Here is a 23,182-nt window from a genome sequence, read left to right as displayed (position 1 = left end):
TTTTTAGGTGACTGATAATACGAAAATTATTTAGAAAAATTGCGCGCACATTTGAAATTTAAATACATTACTATTAACTGTGCCGGGACGATGTAAATAAAACTTAAGCACCCGTTCGAATGTTGCATAACTTTAATCTTAAAAACAGGCGCAAAAAGAAATGGCAAAGAGCAAAGACAATAAGATGATTAGGGTAAGTGGAGCGAATACACACAATTTAAAGGATGTTAGCCTGGACATTCCAAGAGATCAGCTCGTGGTGTTTACGGGTGTTTCGGGTTCCGGAAAATCCTCGCTCGCTTTTGGAACATTGTATGCAGAGGCGCAACGACGCTATCTGGATTCCGTATCTCCATATGCAAGAAGACTTTTTAATCAAATGAGTGTGCCTGAAGTTGATTCAATTGATGGCCTTCCACCTGCAGTTGCCTTGCAGCAACAACGAGGTGGATCTTCTACGCGCTCTTCTGTAGGAAGTGTGACCACTTTATCTAATCTTTTACGCATGCTGTTTTCCAGGTCAGGAGATTATCCAAAAAATCAATCTATTGTTTACGCAGAAGGTTTTTCTCCCAATACACCACAAGGTGCATGTGAAAAATGCCATGGGTTGGGCAGTGTTTTTGAGGTAACGGAAAAGACCATGGTTCCTGACGATACGCTCACCATCCGTGAACGTGCGGTAGCTTCCTGGCCCTCAGCCTGGCAAGGGCAGAACCAAAGGGATATATTAGTCTCTATGGGTTATAACGTTGATATTCCCTGGCGGGAGCTACCCAAAAAGCAACGAGACTGGATACTTTTTACTGAAGAAACTCCATCTGCGCCAGTTTATCCAGGACTTTCGCCAGAGCAAACCGCCAAGGCTATTGCCAGAAATCGACCACCAGATTATATGGGAACCTTTATCGGGGCAAAGGCTTATGTTCTTAAGACATTTTCGACTACGCAATCGGCACTCATGAAAAAACGGGTTTCGCAATATATGATCAGTGCCGCCTGCCCGGTTTGTAATGGCAAACGCCTTAAAAAAGAATCGCTCTCCATTACTTTTGAAGGCAAAGATATTGCTGAAATTTCACGCCTGCCGATGTCATCGCTGGCGGAAATATTTAGCAGACATGCAAAGATATCAACCGGGCAAAAACAATCTGAAAAGAATATCATCAGACAAAGAATCGCCTCCGATATACTAGCCCGAATCCAGGTAATGCTTGATCTCGGCTTGGGTTACCTAAGCCTGGAAAGGACTACGCCTACCCTTTCTCCCGGAGAATTACAACGTTTGAGACTTGCCACCCAGGTACACTCTAATCTTTTTGGCGTAGTGTACGTACTCGACGAACCATCAGCAGGCTTACATCCGGCAGATACGCAGGCACTTCTACAGATTCTTGATAAACTTAAGGATGCAGGCAATTCGATTTTTGTGGTAGAACACGAGCTTGAGGTGATCCGACATGCGGACTGGATTGTAGATGTGGGTCCTGAAGCTGGTGAAAAAGGTGGACACATTCTCTATAGTGGGCCTTTGGGGGGATTTAGCAAAACCAAAGGATCTTATACATCAAACTTCCTTTTCCAGAATAAAAAAGCATTGGATCATATTTTAAGAATACCAGCTGGAAAACTTAGTCTTCGTGGCGCAAGCAGACATAACCTTAAGAACGTAGATATAGATTTCCCATTGGGTGTAGTAACCTGCGTAACGGGTATCTCCGGCTCGGGAAAAAGCAGTCTGGTTAGCCAGGTATTAATAGAGTTACTTTCCGCTTCCCTCGGGCAGAAAATAGAAACCGAAACCGATAACCAGCGCCTCGCTCCAATTGTAGATGATAACTTTCCAATCGGTGGGGTAATCACTTCCGGACTTGAAAAAATTTCCCGTCTGGTGGTGGTAGATCAGCGTCCGATTGGGAGGACACCTAGATCAAATCTGGCAACATACACTGGCTTATTCGACCATGTGAGAAGCCGTTTTGCAAATACCCCATTGGCTAAGAAAAGGAAATACGATGCAGGCCGATTTTCATTCAACGTGGCCAAAGGCCGCTGTCCGCATTGCCAGGGAGAAGGTTTTGTAATGGTTGAGCTGCTTTTTCTACCCAGTGTTTACACGCCTTGTCCTACCTGTGGCGGCACGCGGTATCAAAAAGAAACATTAGAAGTAACCTATAAAGAAAAAAATATTTCAGAAGTTTTGAAAATGACGGTAGAAGAAGCCTGCGATTTTTTTGATGAAGATCCACAAATTTACCGCGCATTGGATATTGTAAGAGAAGTTGGATTGGGTTACCTACGACTTGGGCAGGCGGCTACGGAACTATCTGGTGGAGAAGCTCAACGCATTAAATTGGCTACCGAACTTCAAAAGAGCCAAAAGGGTTCTTCCCTTTATGTACTGGATGAGCCCACCACCGGACTCCATCCTGCAGATGTGGAGCGGCTCCTTATCCAACTTAACAAACTGGCCGATGCAGGCAATACCATAATTTTAGTGGAACACGATATGCAGGTAATTGCGCAAAGCGACTGGGTTATTGACATTGGTCCGGGTGCTGGTGATCAGGGTGGCAACATTGTCTTTACCGGAACACCTGAAGCACTTGCGCAACATCCTTCAAGCAGAACGGCTCCATTTTTGAAAACCTATCTTTCTTAAACAATTTCGAGTATATCAACTTACGAAGTTTCTTTGGCCTGTACGGTTGGAAACTTCGTAAGTTTAAATATTACTTACCCTTTTAACGTCTTTTCAAAAACATCTTCCAATCCTTCATCGGCGAGGTTCGCGGCAATTTCTTCCTTGCTACACCATTAACCTCAAGGATATTGCCACAGTCAATGTTGATCTTTTTTACTGGTGTATTAGTTTAGCTAACCAGCTCGTCTACCCTCTGAAGGAGAACAAGTGTTAACTCAATAAAGCACGAATATTTAAATCACTACGCAAAGTTGCATAATCATCAAATAATACATTCACTGCTTTAACCACTTCTGATGTTAATTCACCTACATTTCTTCGGGTATAAGTTGAAATATTTAAACCTCGCTTTTGCAGAAAATATTTGGAAACAACCGGGTAAATAGTATGCATTACCTCCATATTGTTAATTAAAAACTGTTGAACCAATGCTACTTCTTCCCTTAAACCTTCATCATCATAATGATCACAAAGCCACACTATTAATTCTGGAAAATAATTCCCTTGAATACACGACAATCCAGAAGAACCAGATTTTAACGACTTCACGGCATGCCCCATATAAGCATCGTACAATCCAAAAGCATGATTTTCTGTTAAAGCTAATTTTTGCTTAATCTGTAAGAGATCAAGTGAGGTGTCTTTATGGTAAATTACCCTTCCGGTAGAGACAAAATCTCCCAGCTGCCGGGGTTTTAAAACTCTTTTATAGGGAACAGGGCATTCATAAAAACCGATAGGAATTTGATCGGTTTGCTTTAGCAAATCATAAACACGATCGTTAAAAACGACATCAGATTCATTTTCATCTGCCAATAAGCAGGTAATCGCAATAACAGCCTCCACACCGCAATCACTTACTTTCTTAACAAAATCTGCCTGTTCAGCAATTGTACCACCAAAAGTACCTGTAGCCACAATTGGTACGGAACCATTCACAACTTTTACGACATGCCTAATCACCTGAATTCGTTCTTCAGGGCTCAGTTCGAACATTTCGCTGGAGAGGCAATTTGAAAATAAACCCGATGCCCCGGCTTGTAAATATGTTTCTGTGATTTGGGTTAAGCCATTATAATCAATTTTTCCATTGCTTAAGAAAGGCGTAAGCATTACCGGGATGAACCCCTTATTTGCGTTTTCCATTGTATTTTCCATGGTTGACATCCGTTTTATAAAATGGTCATAATAAGATGCAGGTTTCTTAATCTTTTTCTATGTTTTTTGTTTTTTCAATTTCGTCAGCACTATCCCGACCAGAAAGATGGTTAATGTACCTACCACAATAATCATATTTTGATGCAATGGATTTCGAAAAGCTTCATACCCGGAAGGTAAGAGTGAAGAAAGCGTCATCCATACAATCACCAGTATGCCAATAATAGTTGCAATAATAGCTTCATGATTTTTAGTTTTTCTGCTGATGATTCCTAATAAAAACAATCCCAGCATTCCTGCTGCAAAAATTCCCGAAAGCTGCCACCACACATCTAAAATGCTTTTTACACCAATCATAGCAATGCCAGCAATCATTCCCAACAAACCAAAACCAACTGTGGCGACATGCAATAATGACAAATTCTGCCTTTCCGTAATGTCTGGATTTATATATCTTTTATAAATATCTATTGAAAATACCGTTGCCGAAGCATTCATTCCGGAACTGATCGTACTCATAGCTGCTGATAAAATGGCAGAGACAATCAATCCCACCAAGCCAGCTGGTATTTTAGTTACCATAAAGTGTGGCATTATTTTATCGCCATAATCTGAGGGTTGCAGTAGATTCTGAACTTTTAATACCTCAGCCGCCGATGCACCTGAGAGCGATCTTTCTACCGCCACCTGGTGTTTGATTGAGGCTACTAAATCTGGATTTACTTCGTAGTAGGCGAATAAGCAAGATCCTATAATAAAAAACAATAGCGATGCGGGGATGTATAACCAAACACACAACCAGATCGAATTTGAAGCTGCCTTGCTTGTTGATGCGGTATGATAACGTTGAATATAATTCTGGTCCATTCCGAAGTTATTCAGATTGATAAAAAAACCATATAATAAAACCACCCAAAATGATGAGCCAACAAAATCTGGCTTGAAACTGCCCAAACTAAATTTATCTACTGCCTTTCCAATTTCGATGATTTTAGACACGCCGCCATCCATATTGCTAATAATAAGGTATAAAATTAATAGGGCACCAAAAGTTTTAACTATCGCCTGTACCACCTCTGTCCAGATTACCGCTTCAATACCACCCAGCACCGTGTAAATGATAATGCAAATTCCCATTACCACCATAATCATTTGCATAGAGTAGCCTGTTAACGCCTGCAGACTTAAGGCAATTCCGAAGAAAATCGATCCCATTCTGGCCAGCTGCGTAAGTAGAAAACAGATTACCGCATAAACCCTTGCCCAGGCACCAAAACGATTTTCCAGATGCGTATAGGCAGAGATTTCTCCCGTGCTTCTATAGAATGGCACAAAATATTTAGCGGCAATCCACGCGGCTAAGGGCATTGAGATGCTAAAAACAAAAGCATTCCAGTTGCTTCCAAACGCTTTTCCAGGCACCCCCAGAAATGTATTGCTGCTTAAAAAGGTTGCATAAATTGATAAACCTATTGCCCATCCGGGAATCAGGCCCGAGGCTTTCGTAAACTGTTCGGAATTTTTATTCCTTCGCGAAAAAAATACCCCAACTAATATCATTCCAACAAGGTATATTACAATAATAGCCAGATCGAAAATAGGTAGACCTTTCATTATGTATTGGCTCGTTTATTAATTTGGTTAAAAAAAATATGCATCATTAAATGTTAATATAAAAGGTAAGTTGTAAGTTTTAAGTGGTAAGTTATAAGTTAAAGGTCTGGGCGCTTAAAAATATTTACGGAATTCTTATCTACCTAACCCCTAACCTTCAACTTTTAACCTTTTTAATTCTAACCCGCTAAACCATACCAACCCAAACTAACCCATGCTAACCCCCTAAACCACCCTACACAATACTAACCCGCTACCCTACTGCACATCCAAACCATCAATGGTCAACTGCTTAGCATCCGTTGCAATCAGACGGACTTTATAATTTCCGGCATTAATCATACTACCAGAGTTGGTATTAAAATAATTCCATTTTCCTTCTTTAGTCGGCGCGAACTCCAATTGCTCTGCTTTCATTAATGTACCATCAGCTGATAAAAATTCCATTGTTGCTTTTAAAACCTGCTTAAAGGGATTGTGGTATTTAATGGTTAGCGAATAGGTATCTGCTACGCCAACGCCTATATTCCATTCCAGTATTCCGCCCTTCGCTTCCGTGAAGGTTACTCTTGGTTTCCCCATTAAATCTGCCTTAACAATACTTTGACCGCTAAGCAGAGCATCGGTAGCCTTGTAAGTGGCCACTGTTTTCAAATCGTAAGCTGGCTCCAAATTGCTTGGCGGGATTACGCCAACTATTGTAAAATCGGCTGTCAGCACTACATTATCACCTTTCAAAAATCTTTTACGGTAAACATTAAACTTTTCACGTACGCTGTTCTCAATTTTTGTTTTGGTGTCTTCATATCCATCAGGTACTTTAGCCTGCTGATCCAAAGCGACAAATACATCAGCAATTGCATTTACCTTGAATTTCAATTCCTGGTTACTTTTATCAGCTGTTTTTTGGATCCATTCTGCGCCGTACAGGTTTGGTGGAAGTTGTGTTAATTCTTTCTCCTGATTTGAAAACTGCTGTTCGCCGATGTCCAACCAGCTTTTGCCCTGGAACTGAACTTCATCTGCAAGCTTAAAAATCGAATTACTTTGCGCACCTGTCTTTATACCTTTATTTAAAGAAGCAATTGCAATTGCTGAAATCACTGCTTGTCCAACCTTAATCTGCGGGAAGGAAACCACCAGCTGGCCAGCCTTTACTTTCACCTTTACTGTTTTCTTCAATACGCTGTTTGTACCTACAGATTGCCAGATGTCTACATCTCTTAAAACAGTTTGATCATTAATGGCAACATCAAACAACCGCATCTTTTCGGCATCCATTCCGCCACCAACGCCCAACCATGGCTCAATAAAATACAGTTCTACCAGGTATTCTCCATCTACAGGAACAGGAAAACTAAATTTTAGCTGATCTCTTCCATATCTGAATGACTGAAAAAGTTTCCAATCCTGCGTCCCCTCAATTGGTGAAAATGTTCTTCGCTGGCTGGCGAAAAAAGCTGGAACACCTGTAAATGCGGCCGTCCATGAGGTTGAGCCGTAGTGATTAAGATCGGTAGTTAATTGTTGATCAGCGAGCCATTTATTTCCCAAATGATCCACATAATCCGGACCGCCACAGTTTAAACGATAGAGATAATCATAATTTTTATCAGGTTTTAGTACTGCAGCATCTTTAATTAATTTTTTGAAGTTTGGTGACTTTGGCAAACTATTTAATACAATCTGATCCTTCGCAACTGCCTTTCCATTTACATAACCCACCGCATAGAGCACATTGTATTTAATGTTAGGTTTATTCCACTGAAAATGCGTACCAATAGCTCCACGCTTTTGTTTTCCTAAAGATTCTCCATCGATATCATTAAAAAGTTCCACTTCATCACAGTTTGAATACACCACGATGCTATCTTTCACACCCGGTTTACTCCAACGATTTGGCCAGGTATGGGAAACAATATAAGCCATTGGTGCTGTTTCCTTTGGTGCATAATTAGCCCTAAACATATAAAAAACATCAGTTGGTTCTTCCCAAGGGGTGAACATGCCTTTATAGTTCACCGGACCAATTCGATCCAGATCCCGTAAACCTTCCCCACCCTGCACCCTACCTGGATTATCATGCGAACTGTATAACCAAAAGAAATGGCCAGCCGTTTTGTCTTTCACAGTTTCTGCCAGGCGCACTTTGGTTTCCATTAAATCGGTCATTTTGTTTTCGGTATAACCTTTGCCATTTGCGTCTTGCTGATGTAGATCTATGGTTCGCCAGGCACCGTACTCGCCTACCAAAACCTGTCTTTGTAAATCTGCGCCATAGGTTAAGGGATCGCCGCCGTAAGTACCCGTCCAGTTTTGCGGTACATCCCAATCTGTTCCTTTTCCACCATTGCACGTCGTTACCTTACGTTGCGAGGATGCCGTTGGATCTAGTTTTCGAATCAGCTCAGTGCATTCTTTTGCGAAATCTTCAGGCAGGGTACTCTCATTTTCTAAACCCCACAAAACAACCGCCGGACTATTCCTCCGTTCCTTTACCCAATCGATTAAAAGCTTTTTGAAATTCTCGCGAAATGCAGGTGTATCATACCAGATATGGGCGGCCATCTGTGTCCAACATAAAACCCCCTCCCGATCCCAATAATCAGAATATAATAAATTATGGGGTTGATGTGCATCGCGAAAGGCATTAAAACCTGCTGCTTTAATCTGCCTTACGCGTGAAGAAATTTGTTCATTGGTAAAGGCATGGCTGTAACCAATCAGGTGTTCATACTCTGCAATACCATTAATGAAAACGGGTTTTCCATTTAATAAAAATACCTTTTGATTCGCCTCTTCGCCGATTGGCCAGCTGATCCAACGGATGCCATAAGGTGTATTTAACTCATCAATTACTTTTCCGTTTTCCAGAATCGATGTTTTGAGCCGGTATAAATATGGATCTTCCAGCGACCATAATTTAGGATTCAATAACTCATCCGTTTTCTGATTAAGATCAATCGTTTTTCCTGCAGGAAGATTGATGTTCTGTTGCAGCATTTTTACGACCTTCCCATCAGCATCAAGCAGTTGATTATTAATCGTAATTGATTTACTTTTCGCAGTATAATTTTTGACTGTGGTAGTAAAGTTTAAAACAGCTGATTTTTCTGAAATCTTATTGTCATTCCAGATGTGAATGCCGAAAGGCTCTATCCTGGTTTCGTTAGTTACAAGGAGATGAACAGGTCTGAAAATCCCCATCGGTTGCGAACCTTCAGAAAAGCCACGTTCGGTTGAACAACCACCATCTACCCAAGGTAAATCCTGGATATTTGCCGGATGGTCTGCCCTTACAGCGAGTAAATTATCCTGGTTTTGGAGTTTAATTACATCAGTAACATCCAGCGTAAAAGTCGTTCTTCCCCCAGGATGATAACCAACTTGTTTACCGTTCAGCCAAATGGTAGCATAAGAACCTACCCCTTCGAAATACAGGAAAAACCGCTTTCCAGATGTTACATCATTCGTTTTGAAACTTTTTCTGTACCAGGCATAACCATGCTTATTGCCATGCAGCTTTCGCTGATAGCCTTCATATTGATCCCAGTTATGCGGAACGGTAACCTTTTTCCAATTATTGGTCGTGTATTTTTCAGCCTCAAAGCCATCATGTGCCTTTATATTTGTCTCATCGGCGATAGTTTCCCAATTGGCGTTCAGAGAAATATCTTTACGGATTTGCGCTGAAGAATTCTCCGCAAAAAAAAGCAAAATGAAAATGGGGCCTAAAAAAACTGACGAAATTCTTTCGCCCGCTACCCATCGAAATTTCGCAAGTTGAATTAATCTATTCATTTCAAATCTCCATTCAATTTATAACCTTCTCCAGCTTTTGTATCTATATCAATTTCTTTATTCAGATATTTAACCTTGCACTTGCCTCCGACTTTCGATTTAATTTCAAGCGCAGTTAGTTTTCCATCCATCCAACTTAAATCTACCTCAAAACCACCTCTGGCCTTTAAGCCTTTAACTTCTCCGTTCGAAATGGCACTGGGGAGCGCCGGCAAAATATCAATATATCCCTGGTGACTTTGAATGATCATTTCAGCAATACCTGCTGCTCCTCCAAAATTCCCATCGATTTGAAACGGTGGATGGGCATCAAATAAATTTACATAAGAGCCTGAACCACTGCCAGCAGGTTTCATTAGCATTTTAATCAGCCTCATGGCATGGTCGCCATCTTTAAACCTGGCCCAAAAGTTAATTTTCCAGGCAAGACTCCACCCGGTTGCATCGTCGCCCCGGTACAGAAGTGATTGCTTCGCGGCATTCATCATTTTCAAATCCTGATCCCAGGTAATATCACTTCCCGGATAAACGCCCCATAAATGCGACACATGACGGTGTTTATTGGTGGTATCATCTTTATCCTCCAGCCACTCTTGCAACTGGCCATATTGGCCAATTTGATTTGGTGCAATCTGCAGGATTTTCTTCTGAAGGGAGTTTCTAAAAGATTCATCTACATTTAAAACGTTTGCTGCTGCTAAACAATTTTTAAAAAGCGACCGGATAATTTGATGATCCATTGTTGGCCCGGCTACCATGCCCCCATTTTCCGGCGAGTTAGACGGCGTACTAATTAACCAGCCGGTTTTTGGATCTTTCACCAGAAAATCTTCAAAGAAAAGGGCGGCTTGTTTCATCAATGGGTAAGCTTCGTTTTCTAAAAATTTTTGATCTTGTGTAAACAGATAATGCGCCCATAAATGCTCACTTAACCAGCCTCCGCCCGTAACCCAAATCCCATGATTGGATGCGTTGATTGGCGAGGTACCATTCCATAGATCAGTATTATGGTGTAAAACCCAGCCGTTGGCATCGTAATATTCTTTGGCAGTAACTGCACCAGCTTTCGCAAGGCCTTTTATTTTTTGAAATAATGGATCATTTAAAGCCGACAGATTTAATATTTCTGCGGGCCAGTAATTCATTTCCATGTTAATGTTTGTGGTGTATTTACTGCCCCAGGGTGGCGCAAGTAAATCGTTCCAGATTCCCTGTAAATTAGCGGGCTGGGTACCCGGGCGGGAACTGGAAATTAATAAATACCGACCATACTGCATATAAAGTGCTGCGAAGCCTGGATCATTGGCCGTAGCGAACTGCTGCAGGCGTTCATCTGTTGGCAGCAGTTCATTTTTTGAGCGACCAAAATCTACTTTAAAGGTGTTATAATATTGCTGATATTCCTGAATGTGTTGTTGCTCAATATTGGCATATGTGTTTCCCTTTATCACATTCAAAGCTTTCGTTATCGCAATAGTCGGATCACCAGATACATCATTTGCATTTATAAAATTGGTTCCGGCGGTAAGATATAAAGTGACTTCATCTGCTTTTTGAATGCTAATCTGATTGTTTACGATGTTGATCGTTCCATTCTTTAACACAGCAGTTAACTCGCTTTCGCCCCGTAAAACACCATCTTTTACTTGTACAGTGAGCCTGATCGTATGCTTATCAATTACTTTAATTGATTTTTTTTGGTGAATACTGGAAAGTGAAGCGATAAAATTTATCGATGCTTTCTTATTAGCAGTCAAATGAATCACCAATGCCTGATGAGGCTGACTGGCGAAGTAGGTTCTCTGAAAGTCGGTACCATTTAGGGTATAAGAAGTTTTAGCAATGGCTGTTTTTAAATCCAGTAATCTCTTATAGTTTAATACCTTTGATTTTCCATAATCAAATTTTAGGTTTAGATCGCCAAATGGCTGGTAACTTGCCTGGTATTGTGGCACTTCGGGAGGCGTATCATTTTGAATTTTATATTTCCATTCTTTAACGAGTGAAATGCCATTTTCAACATCGGATCCTACTGGATAAACGCCTATTTTTTTGGTTGTATCTTTATAGCCGCCAATACCGCCACGATCATAATAATTAAGTACCTGAACAGCGATTGTATTTTTACCAGCCTGAAGTAGTTTTGCAGGAATGGTATATTTTCTAGCTTCTGCACCTGCGGTTTGCCCAACTAAAATGCCGTTAACATAAGTAAAATCCTGATCGAAAATTTTGTTCAGGTCTAATATTAAATCTTTGCCCAACCATTCTTTAGGAACATCAATAGTGGTTCTAAACCATACCGCACCATCGAGGTTATCTAATCCAACCCTTTCCCAACCTTCATAAGATGGAACTTTTATGATTTTCCAAAGTTTATCATCGTAATTGGTTAAAGCTGGGTTGCCGGAGATCCCTTTCCCCGATTGAATTTCTTTAACCCATGCAGCACGATCTCCTGCTTCGCTTTGGACGCCCATAAACTGCGCTTGCGCCAGTGCTTCAGCTTCTTTCTGTTTACCTTCAAAAAGTAACTTTCTAATAGCTGGCAGATATTTCGACGCCCCCTTCCGGTTATAATTCCTAGGTTTTCCCGTCCATAAAGTTTCTTCATTAAACTGGATGTGATCGTTTTCTACGCCAGCAAAAATCATGGCCCCCAGACGACCATTACCAATTGGCAAGGCATCCGTCCACTTTTCTGCAGGTTTAGTATACCAAAGTGTTTGATTTCCTTCCTGTGCAGAAAGCGAAATAGAAGTACACAGAATTAAAATAAAAAACAGTGTCGAATTTCTTTTTGGCCACATCATATGATAAAATTTACTGGCCTTTATCACCAGAGATTACAGTAATCATTTCGGAAACGTCTTGCTCTTTTTTAACCGCTGCCTTTATATTTTTGAAGTTGTTATTCCCTAAAGTAACGTTTTTTGTAGTTGCACCACTCAGCTTTAGATAAGTGGTAGTATCTTTGGTTGGAAAGGCATTGTACAAAAACACATCTGCTACATTTCTTAAATCCACCACAGCTGCATTTGCATGTGGCTGATAGGTTTTTAAACCATTAATAACCAGGTTGTTTACTTTTGAAGCCATCAGCGAAGGCCCGATCTCTGTATTAACCTGTACGTTATGAAACTCAATTTTATCAGCAGCGCTAATCTTAAAACCTGTTTTAGCATCCATATTAATATCGTTAAAAGTAATGTTTTCAATAGGCATTTCTTCCAGTCCGTTCAGGTAAGCTGCCTCATTTACCTGGCCGGTAATGTTGCTGAAATGGATATTTTTAAATCTAGGCGTTCGTGCTGAAACAGGCTCAATATTTGTTTTTGCGTACTGCATATCCAAAACAATAGCCTGTTGTTTAATATTTTTCATAATGATGTTGCTCACGCGGATCTCTTCCACTACGCCTCCTCTTCCCCTGGCTGTTTTAATGCGAATGCCACGATCCGTACCATCAAACACACAGTTAGAGATGGCGATTTTACGCACATCGCCAGACATTTCGCTGCCGATCACGACACCGCCATGACCAGATAACATGGTACAATTGGTGATCACATAATTTTCTGCCGGAACAGCCATTTTCCTTCCAGGTTCGTCTTTACCAGATTTAATCGTGATGCAATCGTCGCCAACGCTAATATGGCAATCTGAAATGTGTACATTTTTACACGATTCAGGGTTAATTCCGTCTGTATTTGGTGAATGAGGGTTATTAATGGTCACCGCATGAATTTTAACATTCTCGCAGAATTCGGGATTGACAGTCCAAAATGGAGAATTACGAATGGTGATCCCATCGATTAAAACATTTTTACAAAACATCGTCTGGATAAATGGTGGACGTAGGAAACCACGCTTCATTTGTCTGGGATCATCAGGCAGTGTGATCTCTTTATTGAGTTCATCAAACGTATTTTGCCATTTAGAACGCGGTTGCCCTTCTTTGTATCCTTCTACAAAATCCCACCATTTTTTGCCATGCCCATCAATTATTCCCCGTCCGATAATTGAAATATTCTCTGCTTTATAGGCATAAAAAAGTGGTGAAAATGAGGTTACATCTACCCCTTCGTACCGGCTTTTAACCATTGGGAGATAATCGTCGAAGTGATCACTGAAATGAAGTTCCGCCCCGGCATCAATAAAAATAGTAATGTTACTTTTTAAATGAATGGCTCCGGTAAGGTATTTTCCCGCAGGAAAATAAATGGTGCCACCACCTTTTTTAACCGCCGCATCAATGGCTTTTTTGATCGCTTGCGTAGCCAGTTTACTGCTATCGTTTTTAGCACCATATTGCAACACATTATAATATTGTTGTGCATTCGCGCTGAAGCAAAAGAGAAATACACATCCAAAAATTATGGCTTTAATCAAATTTTTCATTCGTTGTCTTTTGTTATATGCCTACCTGTTCGGTGATGCACCGCACCGTAAGTTAATATCCTTATTTCATCAAAACCTCAATAGGTTTTAAATTTTTTGACTGATAAATTTGCTTACCATTCACGTATACCAGAAAACCCTTCCCAAGGTTATATTTTCCACCTGTTTTATCCCAGATTAGCGTAACCAATTGATCATGGTAGGTTACATTATCCAGTTTAAACCAGTCCCACTCGTTCTTAGGAATTAATGGATAAACAGCTAATACATTATCCTCACGGGGTTTAATTCCGATCAGATCATTAATAATCAAATCGCAGAAAGTGGAGTGGTTGTAAAAACTACTTCTTGGATTATCACCCTTTAACCATTCACCTGTTTTCTCATCCTGGTACTCACCGATATAAGGCTTTCCATTTTTTATATGCGATGCTGCGTACTGATGCAATTCCTGGTAAAAAACATTGGCATTCATTTTACCATGCTTTTTATAATTCGTTAAGAAATTTGAGAGTCCTTTTAAGGTTTGAGAACTGGCGAAAGGCCAAAGTGCCCCATCCCATTCACAGCTGTGGCCAGAACCACGGGTTCTAAAAGTGGAATCTCTTCGCTCTGCCGTAGTTAAACCCCAAGGTGCTTTAAAGCCTTGCGTATCTAATATCTGATCCCATGCTTTCGCGTAAGTGGCATTGTCATCCGGCAAGTTGAAATCCCAGGGCGTAAACCCAATGGCCTCCCTAACATTTGCCAAGCCACCCTTCGCCTTTCTTGTTTCGAAAAACATCGATTTTGCATTCCATAAACTATCCTGAACCAGCTTCTTTAATCCCGTTGCTTTATTCTGATATTTAGCAGCAAGGTTTTGATCGCCAAGTAAAACAGCAATTTTATTCAGTGCCATCGCATTCCCATACATGTAACTGTTAATGGTTGGACGCTGGTTCTGGTCTTTCCTTGAGCCACTGATTGATTCTTCCATACCATCTTTTACATCATATTGCCAGAACAATCCATCTTTTCTTTGTCGCTCTGTTTCCCATTTCGTAAAATCTGCATCCAGTGCCGGAAGAATTTCCTTTAGAAAAGCCTGATCTGGTTTAACCAGAAAATTCTGATAAACAGCATCATCAATCCAGCTGCTAAACTGGTGAAAGCGTTGTTTGCTCTGACCTACATCAGCTTTGTAAAGCCAAAATTTGATATAATCCTTCAGGTAATTATTATCCTTAAACCATCTGCCTTCATAAATATGATGCCCCAAAGCACAGCTGATGGAATTGTATTTTCCGGCATGTTTAACAGGTTCAATAAATTCAGTAAAAATAAATCCCTCCGGGCTTTTCACCAGGTGTTTCCTGAAAGTCCATAAGCGATAGTAATAATTCTGTTCCAACACCGAATCCGGGCATTCAAATAACGGTGCCTGCTCGGCCAGAAAATCAAAAGCCATTGCATTTGGGATGTAGTTTTTAACGGCTTCACTATCTATTGAATTAAAATATTCGACATACTTTTTCAATTTGTCCGTATTCCGCTTTTGCTGGGCAAAGCCAGTTACGGTTATAACAGACAAGCCAATTGCGGCAATTAAATTTCTTTTTTTCATCATTCGAATAACCAATCTATATCTTTTCCTCTGCCGTCTAACCCGGCATTAAATATTCTCAACTCCTGCTTATCATCAATAAAGCCTAAAACTAAACATTCGCCTTTCCCTAAATTCAAGGTATGTGTTCCGGCAGGAAAAGCGTAAGCATGAACATTAGCCGGAGCATAGCCATTTAACACAATTGCGTTTGAGATTTTAATTTCCGACTGACCATAATTATTTGCACTGGCATCAGTTTCTAATTGTGGCGGTGCCAAAAACTTTGGATCTTTCTGATTGAAAAAGGCTACCAGAAGTTTTACTGGTGATTTTGTATTAAACCTGATTTCCGTTCCTGATTTTACCTGATTACTTTTCGTTAGTTTGATTCCTTTCAAACCGACTAACTGTTCTGCAACTTCTTTAATTACCACCGAGGTATCGGTAAATACAGCCGCATTTTTATTAACTATGTAACCTCCGGTTTCGTTCAGCACATTTACTTCAGCGCCTTTATAAGGAATAATTTTAACCACTGCATCACCCTTCGCTGCCTTTAAAGAATCGATACTTTTTTTGAAATGATTTAATTCTTTGGTAAAAACAGGCAACATTTCCTTCCAATGGATGAATGTTTTATCTACCCCTCGCATGGGGATCTTTCGTTGCTTGGTCTGCATGCTATTGGCATACAAGTATTGCTGATCAGTAAGCTTAACCAGCGCCGCGTAATGGGCTACACTTTTCTCTAAAAACGGAAGCGCTTTTTCCAGATCAGAAACGTTGTTTGAATACTTATACCTCAATACCCAAAGGGCAGATTTAACCTTTTCTGCGTAGAAATTAGCCATCTCATCGTAGCAGTACATATCGTTTTTTAAACGCGCAAATTCAGCGGTATCCTGAGTAATTGAAGGTGCGGCTTCATTGATCGAAACCAAGGCCTTTTTTCCATGCTCCACCACTTCTTTTGCAACCTGCATAGGGGTTTCGCCGATGTGACCTTGCTTTTTCCATTCTTTTTCGGCGTATTCAATAATCATCTCCCCTTCTGGCGCTTCAGATTCATACATCAGTGTGAACAAACCATATCTAAAAGGATTGATTAATTGCGTCATCAACATACCTAAGGTTAGGGTTTGTCTATTTCCATCGGTAATGCCATACCTCCGCAATAACTTTGGCGAAATCTCTCCTGACTCTTCGTAGGCATTTAAAATCGCTTTACCTCCAGCCAGGTTTGAACCATATTTTTTCGCCAATTCTGATCCCCAATAATTTACTTCCTGCGAACGATCCCGATCTGATTTCCAGGCATATCTTGCCCATTCTTTATACCAGATCCAGTCACGATCAACTTCCAGAATCCTCCCCTTTACCTCATCAGCAGCATATGGCCAATCCCAGTAACTGTGTTGTGGATATAGGTGTAAGCCTTTGGCATTGTAAATTTTGTTCATGGCCAAAACCGATTTTTGGATAAAATCCGCAGACCCATATCTAAAGGGCTCCAGATTGGCTAAAATGTGCACATTAGAAATATTAACTGTTCCAATGGCAGCGAGTTTTCTATTCAATTCTGCCCAGGCACCTCGTGGCCCATAGGTAGTTAGCGCCTCCCCATTAAACTTATTTTCAGTATAAAGATTTTTGTATAAGGGTAATGCTGCTTTCATTACGGCGGGTGCGTCAGTATCATGCGCGCGCAATACAATTGGTGGTTCACCCTGAATATTTGCGGCTTTTAATCCATCCTTTACACCGGGAATAATGGTTTTGGTAAACCAATCAATATCATCCTGACCTACGCCTTCCATTGCTTCGCCAAGTGCTACCATTAAACCTACATTTGGATATTTTTCTACAAAAGCAGCGATAGATTTTCGGGTATAATCTGCAATTAATGGAACAATCGGGCGATTCCGGTCTTGCGTTTTTAAACCATGTTTATCTGCAAAAGGCTTCGGAATGATGATGTTATAAAACATCTGAATCACCCAGATGCCGCGTTTATCTGCTTCGTGCGTAAGAAACTGAAAGATTTCTTCATTCTTTTTTAAGGTAGCTTCATCCACTTCTACCGCATAAGGATAATCTTTCAGGCGAATTAACGAAGAAAATGGATGACCATTCCATAGGTATAAAGAATTGTAACGGTTTTCAACCATCATATCTAAATACTTAATCCATAAGTCTTTGTCATAGAGCCAGGGGAAAGTTTCCGGGGTGTAGGGATACTCGTAAACGTCATGACCAGGCAGGTAATCAGGCTTTTGCAATCCGATACAGGTTCCACGCAACACCATTTCCGGTCGATCAGTAAGTTCAATTTGAGCAGGAAGTTTTTGCTGGGCATTAATCTGATCAATCAATTCCAGGCAGCCGTATAAGGTGCCCGATGCATCTGCTCCTAAAATATAAAGTAAGCCGTCTTTACCTTCGGTGATGGAAAAACCCTCCTTCCCTGCAGCCAAGGCTTTATCTTTTGATGATTTTGGCAAGTTTTTAAAAGCGTCGTCGCTTGCTACTCCTATAATAATGGCGTTCTTCCCAGCTGCTAACTTTCGCTGATTTTGAATCTTCGTAACATAGCCGTTTTGTTTTAAGGCTTGAGAAAGTCGTTCAGCACCAAACTTTACCCTATCTGTACTACTTGCTGAAATGATGATGCTTTTTTGTTTTTGCGCAGTAGCTGGAAAGTTGAAACCGATCAAAAACAATAAGGTACAAAAAAACGGAAATATAAATTTTCTCATTTAAACTGGCTCTTGCACGCTAAGCCTTTGGCAAGGTTTAGCGTGGCTATTTGGTTAAAATATTTATTTAAATATAAAAATATTATTCAAATATAAGTATTATAGCTTTGGGGTTATGTAAAATTTCCGCAAGGTAAACCCGCTTGAATAGTCAAAATTAAAGGATGTTAAGATTAGTGAATATTTAGATAAGAAGATAAAATGTTTAATCAACATTATTTATTTTATTTGTATCCATATTCTAATCAATATTATTTAAAGGTGGCGAATGCTATATTTCCATTTATTAAAAAGGAGAAAAATGAACATTATATTAACATCGCCTTTATTTTTAATTTATATCTTTCCATTATTGAATCAATCACCATTTTAAACCATAAACATGTTTTCATTAACGAACAAAAGAGCAGTAGTAACTGGCGGAGGAAGTGGCATTGGCAAAGCAATTGCGACTATTCTGGCCAGGCAAGGTGCTGAAGTTCATATTTTAGAACTTGGCATTGAGCAAGCTGAATCTACCCTTACAGAAATCAACAGCAATGGCGGCAAAGCTTTTAGTTACGCCTGCGATGTTGCTGATCATCAAAATGTGAAAGAAATTTTCAATCAGATTGGAGCAATTCATATCCTGGTTAACAATGCTGGTATCGCACATATTGGCAAAGCCGACACTACTGAAGAAGCGGATTTCGACCGCGTGATGAACGTGAATGTTAAAGGCGTTTATAACTGTTTATATGCCGCAATTCCTCAAATCCGGGCGGCTGGCGGCGGTGTGATCATTAATATGGCCTCGATCGCCTCTTTAATTGGCCTGCCAGATCGTTTTGCGTACAGCACGGCGAAAGGTGCCGTGAAAGCCATGACCATGAGTGTAGCGAAAGATTATATCGGCGAAAACATCAGGTGCAATTCCATTTCCCCTGCCCGTGTACATACGCCATTTGTAGATGGTTTTTTACAGAAAAACTATCCCGATAATATTGAGGAAATGTTTGATAAGTTATCTAAAACACAACCTATCGGCAGAATGGCGAAACCGGAAGAGGTTGGCGCCTTAGCCTTATATTTATGCAGTGATGAAGCATCTTTCATTACCGGTTGCGATTATCCTATTGATGGTGGCTTTACCACTTTAAACAACTAACAGATTTTAAAATATTTATATTAAGTTAAAATGAAATTAATCAGATTCGGCGAGCCGGGGGCAGAAAAACCAGGTGTAATAATTAACGATAACTATTTTGATGTTTCGGCATTGGTAAGCGATTATAACGAAGAATTTTTCGGTGGTGATGGTTTAGAAAAGCTTAAGCAAGACATTGAATCGGCATATTTACCAACAGTTGATAAAAGCGTTCGCTTAGGTCCTGCCTTAGCACGTCCATCTAAAATAGTTTGCGTAGGTTTAAATTACAAGGATCATGCAGCAGAAACTAATGCTGCCATCCCTACAGAACCTATTTTATTCTTTAAAGCCACCTCTGCAATTGTAGGTCCTAATGATGATCTGATGATCCCTAAAAACAGTAAGAAAACGGATTGGGAAGTTGAATTGGCGATCGTTATCGGTAAAAAAGCCAGTTATGTTACTGAAGAGAATGCTCTAAACCATATCGCTGGTTATGCATTGCATAATGATTACAGTGAACGTGAATTTCAGATTGAGCGCAACGGACAATGGGTGAAGGGCAAAAGCTGCGATACCTTTGCACCAATCGGCCCATTTATTGCTACGCCAGATGAAATTGAAGATGTACACAATCTTCGCCTATGGTTAACTGTAAATGGAAAAACATTACAGGATGGTAACACAGCCAACTTTATCTTTAATGTGCCTTTTATGGTTTCATACATCAGTCAGTTTATGACACTCTTACCTGGTGATGTAATTTCTACAGGTACACCTGCTGGTGTGGGATTGGGACAAAAGCCAGCGCCCTGGTATTTAAAAGCAGGAGATGTAGTTGAGCTTGGTATTGATGGCTTAGGTACGAGTAAACAAGAAGTTAAAGCCTACAGCGGAGAATAAAATGAATAGATACTGCTTCACACTCGATTTAATAGATGACGAAAAACTGATTAGCGAATATAAGCAGTATCATTTAGCCATCTGGCCGGAAATTAAAGAAAGTATCCAATCTGCTGGCGTTGATCATCTGGAGATCTACCTTTTGGGCAATCGTCTGTTTATGATTATGGAAGTGAATAACGACTTTTCTTTCGAGCAGAAATCTGCGGCTGATTTGGCTAATCCCAAAGTGCAGGAATGGGAAACCCTGATGTGGAAATATCAGCAGGCGCTACCTCAGGCAAAACCAGGCGAGAAATGGCTTCTGATGGATCAAATATTTAAATTATAGCATCAAACAATAAATGATGATAGATAGCCACGTTCACTTTTGGAATTTTGATCCGGTTCGGGATAGCTGGATTACGGAAGAGATGAGTATAATCCGCCACGATTTTACGCCTAAAAACCTGACCCGTACATTTAATGATCTTCAGATCTCTGGCTGTGTTGCCGTTCAGGCGAACCAATCGGAAAAGGAAAATGAATTCCTGCTTACCCTGGCAGATCAAAATGAAATCATCAAAGGAATTGTGGGCTGGGTTGATCTTAAAAGTCAAGATTTAGCTGACCGACTTGCCTATTGGAATAACTTTAAAAAAATAAAAGGCTGGCGCCATGTGCTGCAGGCAGAAAACGCAGCCTTTATTCTCGATCCTAAATTTATTAATGGCATTAAACAGCTGAAAAAATTTAATTATACCTACGATTTATTGTGCTACCACAACCAATTGGAAAGTATGGTTAAATTGGTAGATCAGGTTCCGGAGCAGCCGTTTGTTTTAGATCATTGTGGTAAACCAGATGTTAAAAGTCAGGACTTAAAACCCTGGGCACAGCATATTAAACTGCTGGCACAAAACCCAAATGTACTATGCAAGGTATCCGGATTATTGGCCGAAGCAGATTGGAAGAACTGGAAAGAAACCGAACTTTTTAATTGCTTTGATGTAGTTTTTGAACATTTTGGTGTAGACCGGGTGATGTATGGCAGCGACTGGCCAGTGGTTTTAGTAAGCAGGCCGTACCAGGATTGGTATCAGCTTGTTCGTAAATACGCAGAAAAATTCAGTGTTGCCGAGCGAAAACGCATCTTTTCGGATAACGCAAAACAGTTTTATACGTTATAGCAGCTGGGAATATCAATCAATCTAAATTCCTTGAAAGGTGTGAAATCGAATGGAAACAATTTTCCAAGAAGAATACCAATGGCACATAGCCGATAGAACAGGATGGCAAATACAATATAAAAGATTAGTTTTCACTTTTTAAAGGTGACATCTGACCAAGACGATAAATAAATATGAGTAAAAAGATTACATTTCCCTACAATCCTCAATACCCTTCTATAAGTGATCTAAGAAGAAAAGCAAAGGCACGAATCCCAAAATTTGCTTTCGATTACCTGGAAGGGGGTTGTAATGAAGGACTTAATTTAGCAAGAAACGAAAACGACTTCGACAATATTTACCTGAAACCTAATTATCTGAAGGTTGGTGGAGAAATCGATATGTCTGTTGAACTATTCGGCCGCAAATATAGTGCACCTTTTGGTGTTTCTCCGATCGGTTTACAAGGATTAATGTGGCCGAATGCACCAGAAATTCTGGCAAAAGCTGCAGCTAAGGGAGATATACCTTATACCTTAAGTACCGTATCTACGAGCAGCATCGAACGGATTGCAGAAGTATCTGAAGGAAAAGCCTGGTTTCAGTTATATCACCCTACAGAAAATAGCTTAAGAGACGACATCTTAAATCGATTAAAAGCGGTAGAATGTCCGGTTTTAGTGGTTTTGGTTGATGTGCCTGCATTTGGTTTAAGGTATAAGGAAATTAAAAGCGGCTTGTCCATCCCGCCTAAAATGTCAATTAATAATATATTACAGGCATTTGCGCGTCCCTTGTGGGGAATAAAAACGTTGCAGCATGGAATCCCATCTTTCGCTACTTTGAAGCCTTATATGGAAAAGGGTTTGGATATGTCGCAATTGGGGCAATTTATGAACAGAACGTTTACGGGTAAGGTTGATATTGAAAAAGTTGCAGCTATCCGCGATTTATGGAAAGGCCCGTTGGTACTCAAAGGGATTGCAACTGATGAAGACATGCAGGCCGCGATTCAGATTGGTGCTGATGGGGTGATTGTTTCTAACCATGGGGGAAGACAAATTGACGCGGGTGAATCGTCCATTAACTCACTGATCAAGTTGGCAAACAATCCTTTATATAAATCAAAATTAAAAATTATGATGGACGGAGGTATCCGTTCGGGCGTGGATTTGGCAAGAGCCCATGCTGTTGGGTCAGAATTTAACTTTATGGGCCGACCTTTTATGTATGGTGTTGGTGCCTTGGGTAATCAAGGCGGAGAACATACTATTAATATGTTCAAAACACATTTATACCAAATTATGCAGCAACTTACTATTGAAAAGGTTTCTCAGTTTCCGGAGCGATTGTTAATTCCATAAATCCTTAAAAGAGAGGTTCAATAGCATCAACAAAAAAGCAAGACGATTGAAGTCTTGCTTTTTTCGATAATGATTATCTGAGTAATTTTCGTCCCAGTGTCTTGGTATGGCCTAAATGATTTCTGATCAGGAACCTTTCGCATTAAGATTGCTTCGTTCGCCTCGGAATAACATAAATGAATAGTGCATAGGTTAATAAATAGCAAGAATGGCACTCGCTATCACTACCCAACAAGGCCAAACCACCGTTTCTTCGTTCTGCTCTTAGACCGGCATGGTCAATTTTTTGGGATGGCACTACCTAAGCCCAGCTACTGACTTGGATAAAAAAATTGCGAGCCGGCAACTTTGCTTCTTTGGTTGCCCAAAGAAGAGAGCCCGTCCGGCCAGGACAAAATAGAATCCTTTTTCATCTATCAGCTAGTGTTATCAACTGCCGAGAACTTTTTCCCGCTGCGCAGCCTTGCCTCGGCTGGCCGCCGAAGGGCTCTTACTTTTTTGCTTGATCAAAAAAGTAACAAAAAAATCAAGGCTTGGAACTGATGTCGGATAAATTCGTTAAAGCTTTTTTTCGGCAGCACAAGCACCCGATGAAGAATCGGGAGAGGACGCGCTA

At 40.4% G+C, this 23,182-nt stretch carries 13 protein-coding genes; 6 read left to right on the top strand and 7 right to left on the bottom strand.

Annotation, left to right across the window (positions count from 1 at the left end; translation table 11 throughout):
* The first annotated feature begins 160 nt into the window (after nucleotides 1-160).
* The gene (gene uvrA / locus SOM16_RS22350) at nucleotides 161-2,662 is read left to right on the top strand and encodes an excinuclease ABC subunit UvrA (protein WP_320466220.1); all 2,502 of its coding nucleotides are present in this window, start codon (nucleotides 161-163) and stop codon (nucleotides 2,660-2,662) included.
* Nucleotides 2,663-2,914: 252 nt separating this feature from the next.
* On the opposite strand, the gene SOM16_RS22345 is transcribed toward uvrA, so the two are convergent.
* The 7 genes from SOM16_RS22345 to SOM16_RS22315 form a co-directional block, all read right to left on the bottom strand.
* Nucleotides 2,915-3,862: a dihydrodipicolinate synthase family protein gene (locus tag SOM16_RS22345; protein WP_320466219.1), complete on the bottom strand. Its 948-nt coding sequence runs from the start codon at nucleotides 3,860-3,862 to the stop codon at nucleotides 2,915-2,917.
* A 57-nt stretch (nucleotides 3,863-3,919) separates the two neighbouring features.
* Nucleotides 3,920-5,476, bottom strand: coding sequence for a sodium:solute symporter (locus SOM16_RS22340; protein WP_320466218.1), 1,557 nt, complete (start codon nucleotides 5,474-5,476; stop codon nucleotides 3,920-3,922).
* A 258-nt stretch (nucleotides 5,477-5,734) separates the two neighbouring features.
* Entirely contained in the window at nucleotides 5,735-9,277 is a 3,543-nt protein-coding gene (locus SOM16_RS22335) for a malectin domain-containing carbohydrate-binding protein (RefSeq protein ID WP_320466217.1), read from the bottom strand.
* Nucleotides 9,274-12,090 (bottom strand): glycoside hydrolase family 95 protein, encoded by a 2,817-nt coding sequence (locus tag SOM16_RS22330; RefSeq protein ID WP_320466216.1) that lies wholly within the window; start codon nucleotides 12,088-12,090, stop codon nucleotides 9,274-9,276. The genes SOM16_RS22335 and SOM16_RS22330 overlap by 4 nt, the downstream gene beginning before the upstream one ends.
* A 10-nt stretch (nucleotides 12,091-12,100) precedes the next feature.
* A complete protein-coding gene (locus SOM16_RS22325; RefSeq protein WP_320466215.1) occupies nucleotides 12,101-13,678 on the bottom strand; it encodes a glycoside hydrolase family 28 protein in 1,578 nt (525 codons plus the stop codon).
* A 61-nt stretch (nucleotides 13,679-13,739) separates the two neighbouring features.
* A complete protein-coding gene (locus SOM16_RS22320) occupies nucleotides 13,740-15,287 on the bottom strand; it encodes an MGH1-like glycoside hydrolase domain-containing protein (protein ID WP_320466214.1) in 1,548 nt (515 codons plus the stop codon).
* A complete protein-coding gene (locus SOM16_RS22315; protein WP_320466213.1) occupies nucleotides 15,284-18,022 on the bottom strand; it encodes an alpha-d-galacturonidase in 2,739 nt (912 codons plus the stop codon). The genes SOM16_RS22320 and SOM16_RS22315 overlap by 4 nt, the downstream gene beginning before the upstream one ends.
* Before the next feature lie 382 nt (nucleotides 18,023-18,404).
* On the opposite strand from SOM16_RS22315, the gene SOM16_RS22310 reads away from it, so the two are divergent.
* The 5 genes from SOM16_RS22310 (at nucleotide 18,405) to SOM16_RS22290 (ending at nucleotide 22,566) form a co-directional block, all read left to right on the top strand.
* Nucleotides 18,405-19,169, top strand: coding sequence for an SDR family NAD(P)-dependent oxidoreductase (locus SOM16_RS22310; RefSeq protein WP_320466212.1), 765 nt, complete (start codon nucleotides 18,405-18,407; stop codon nucleotides 19,167-19,169).
* A gap of 30 nt (nucleotides 19,170-19,199) precedes the next feature.
* Nucleotides 19,200-20,054, top strand: coding sequence for a fumarylacetoacetate hydrolase family protein (locus SOM16_RS22305; RefSeq protein ID WP_320466211.1), 855 nt, complete (start codon nucleotides 19,200-19,202; stop codon nucleotides 20,052-20,054).
* Nucleotide 20,055: 1 nt separating this feature from the next.
* Nucleotides 20,056-20,385: an L-rhamnose mutarotase gene (locus SOM16_RS22300; RefSeq protein ID WP_320466210.1), complete on the top strand. Its 330-nt coding sequence runs from the start codon at nucleotides 20,056-20,058 to the stop codon at nucleotides 20,383-20,385.
* A 13-nt stretch (nucleotides 20,386-20,398) separates the two neighbouring features.
* A complete protein-coding gene (locus SOM16_RS22295) occupies nucleotides 20,399-21,223 on the top strand; it encodes an amidohydrolase family protein (protein ID WP_320466209.1) in 825 nt (274 codons plus the stop codon).
* Between the two features lie 173 nt (nucleotides 21,224-21,396).
* Nucleotides 21,397-22,566 carry an alpha-hydroxy acid oxidase gene (locus tag SOM16_RS22290; protein ID WP_320466208.1) on the top strand — a complete coding sequence of 390 codons (1,170 nt, stop codon included), beginning with the start codon at nucleotides 21,397-21,399 and terminating at the stop codon, nucleotides 22,564-22,566.
* The last annotated feature ends 616 nt before the right edge of the window (nucleotides 22,567-23,182 follow it).

The sequence above is a fragment of the Pedobacter sp. CFBP9032 genome (assembly GCF_034045265.1).
GTDB lineage: Bacteria > Bacteroidota > Bacteroidia > Sphingobacteriales > Sphingobacteriaceae > Pedobacter.
This window is presented reverse-complemented; position numbering and strand designations above follow the sequence as displayed.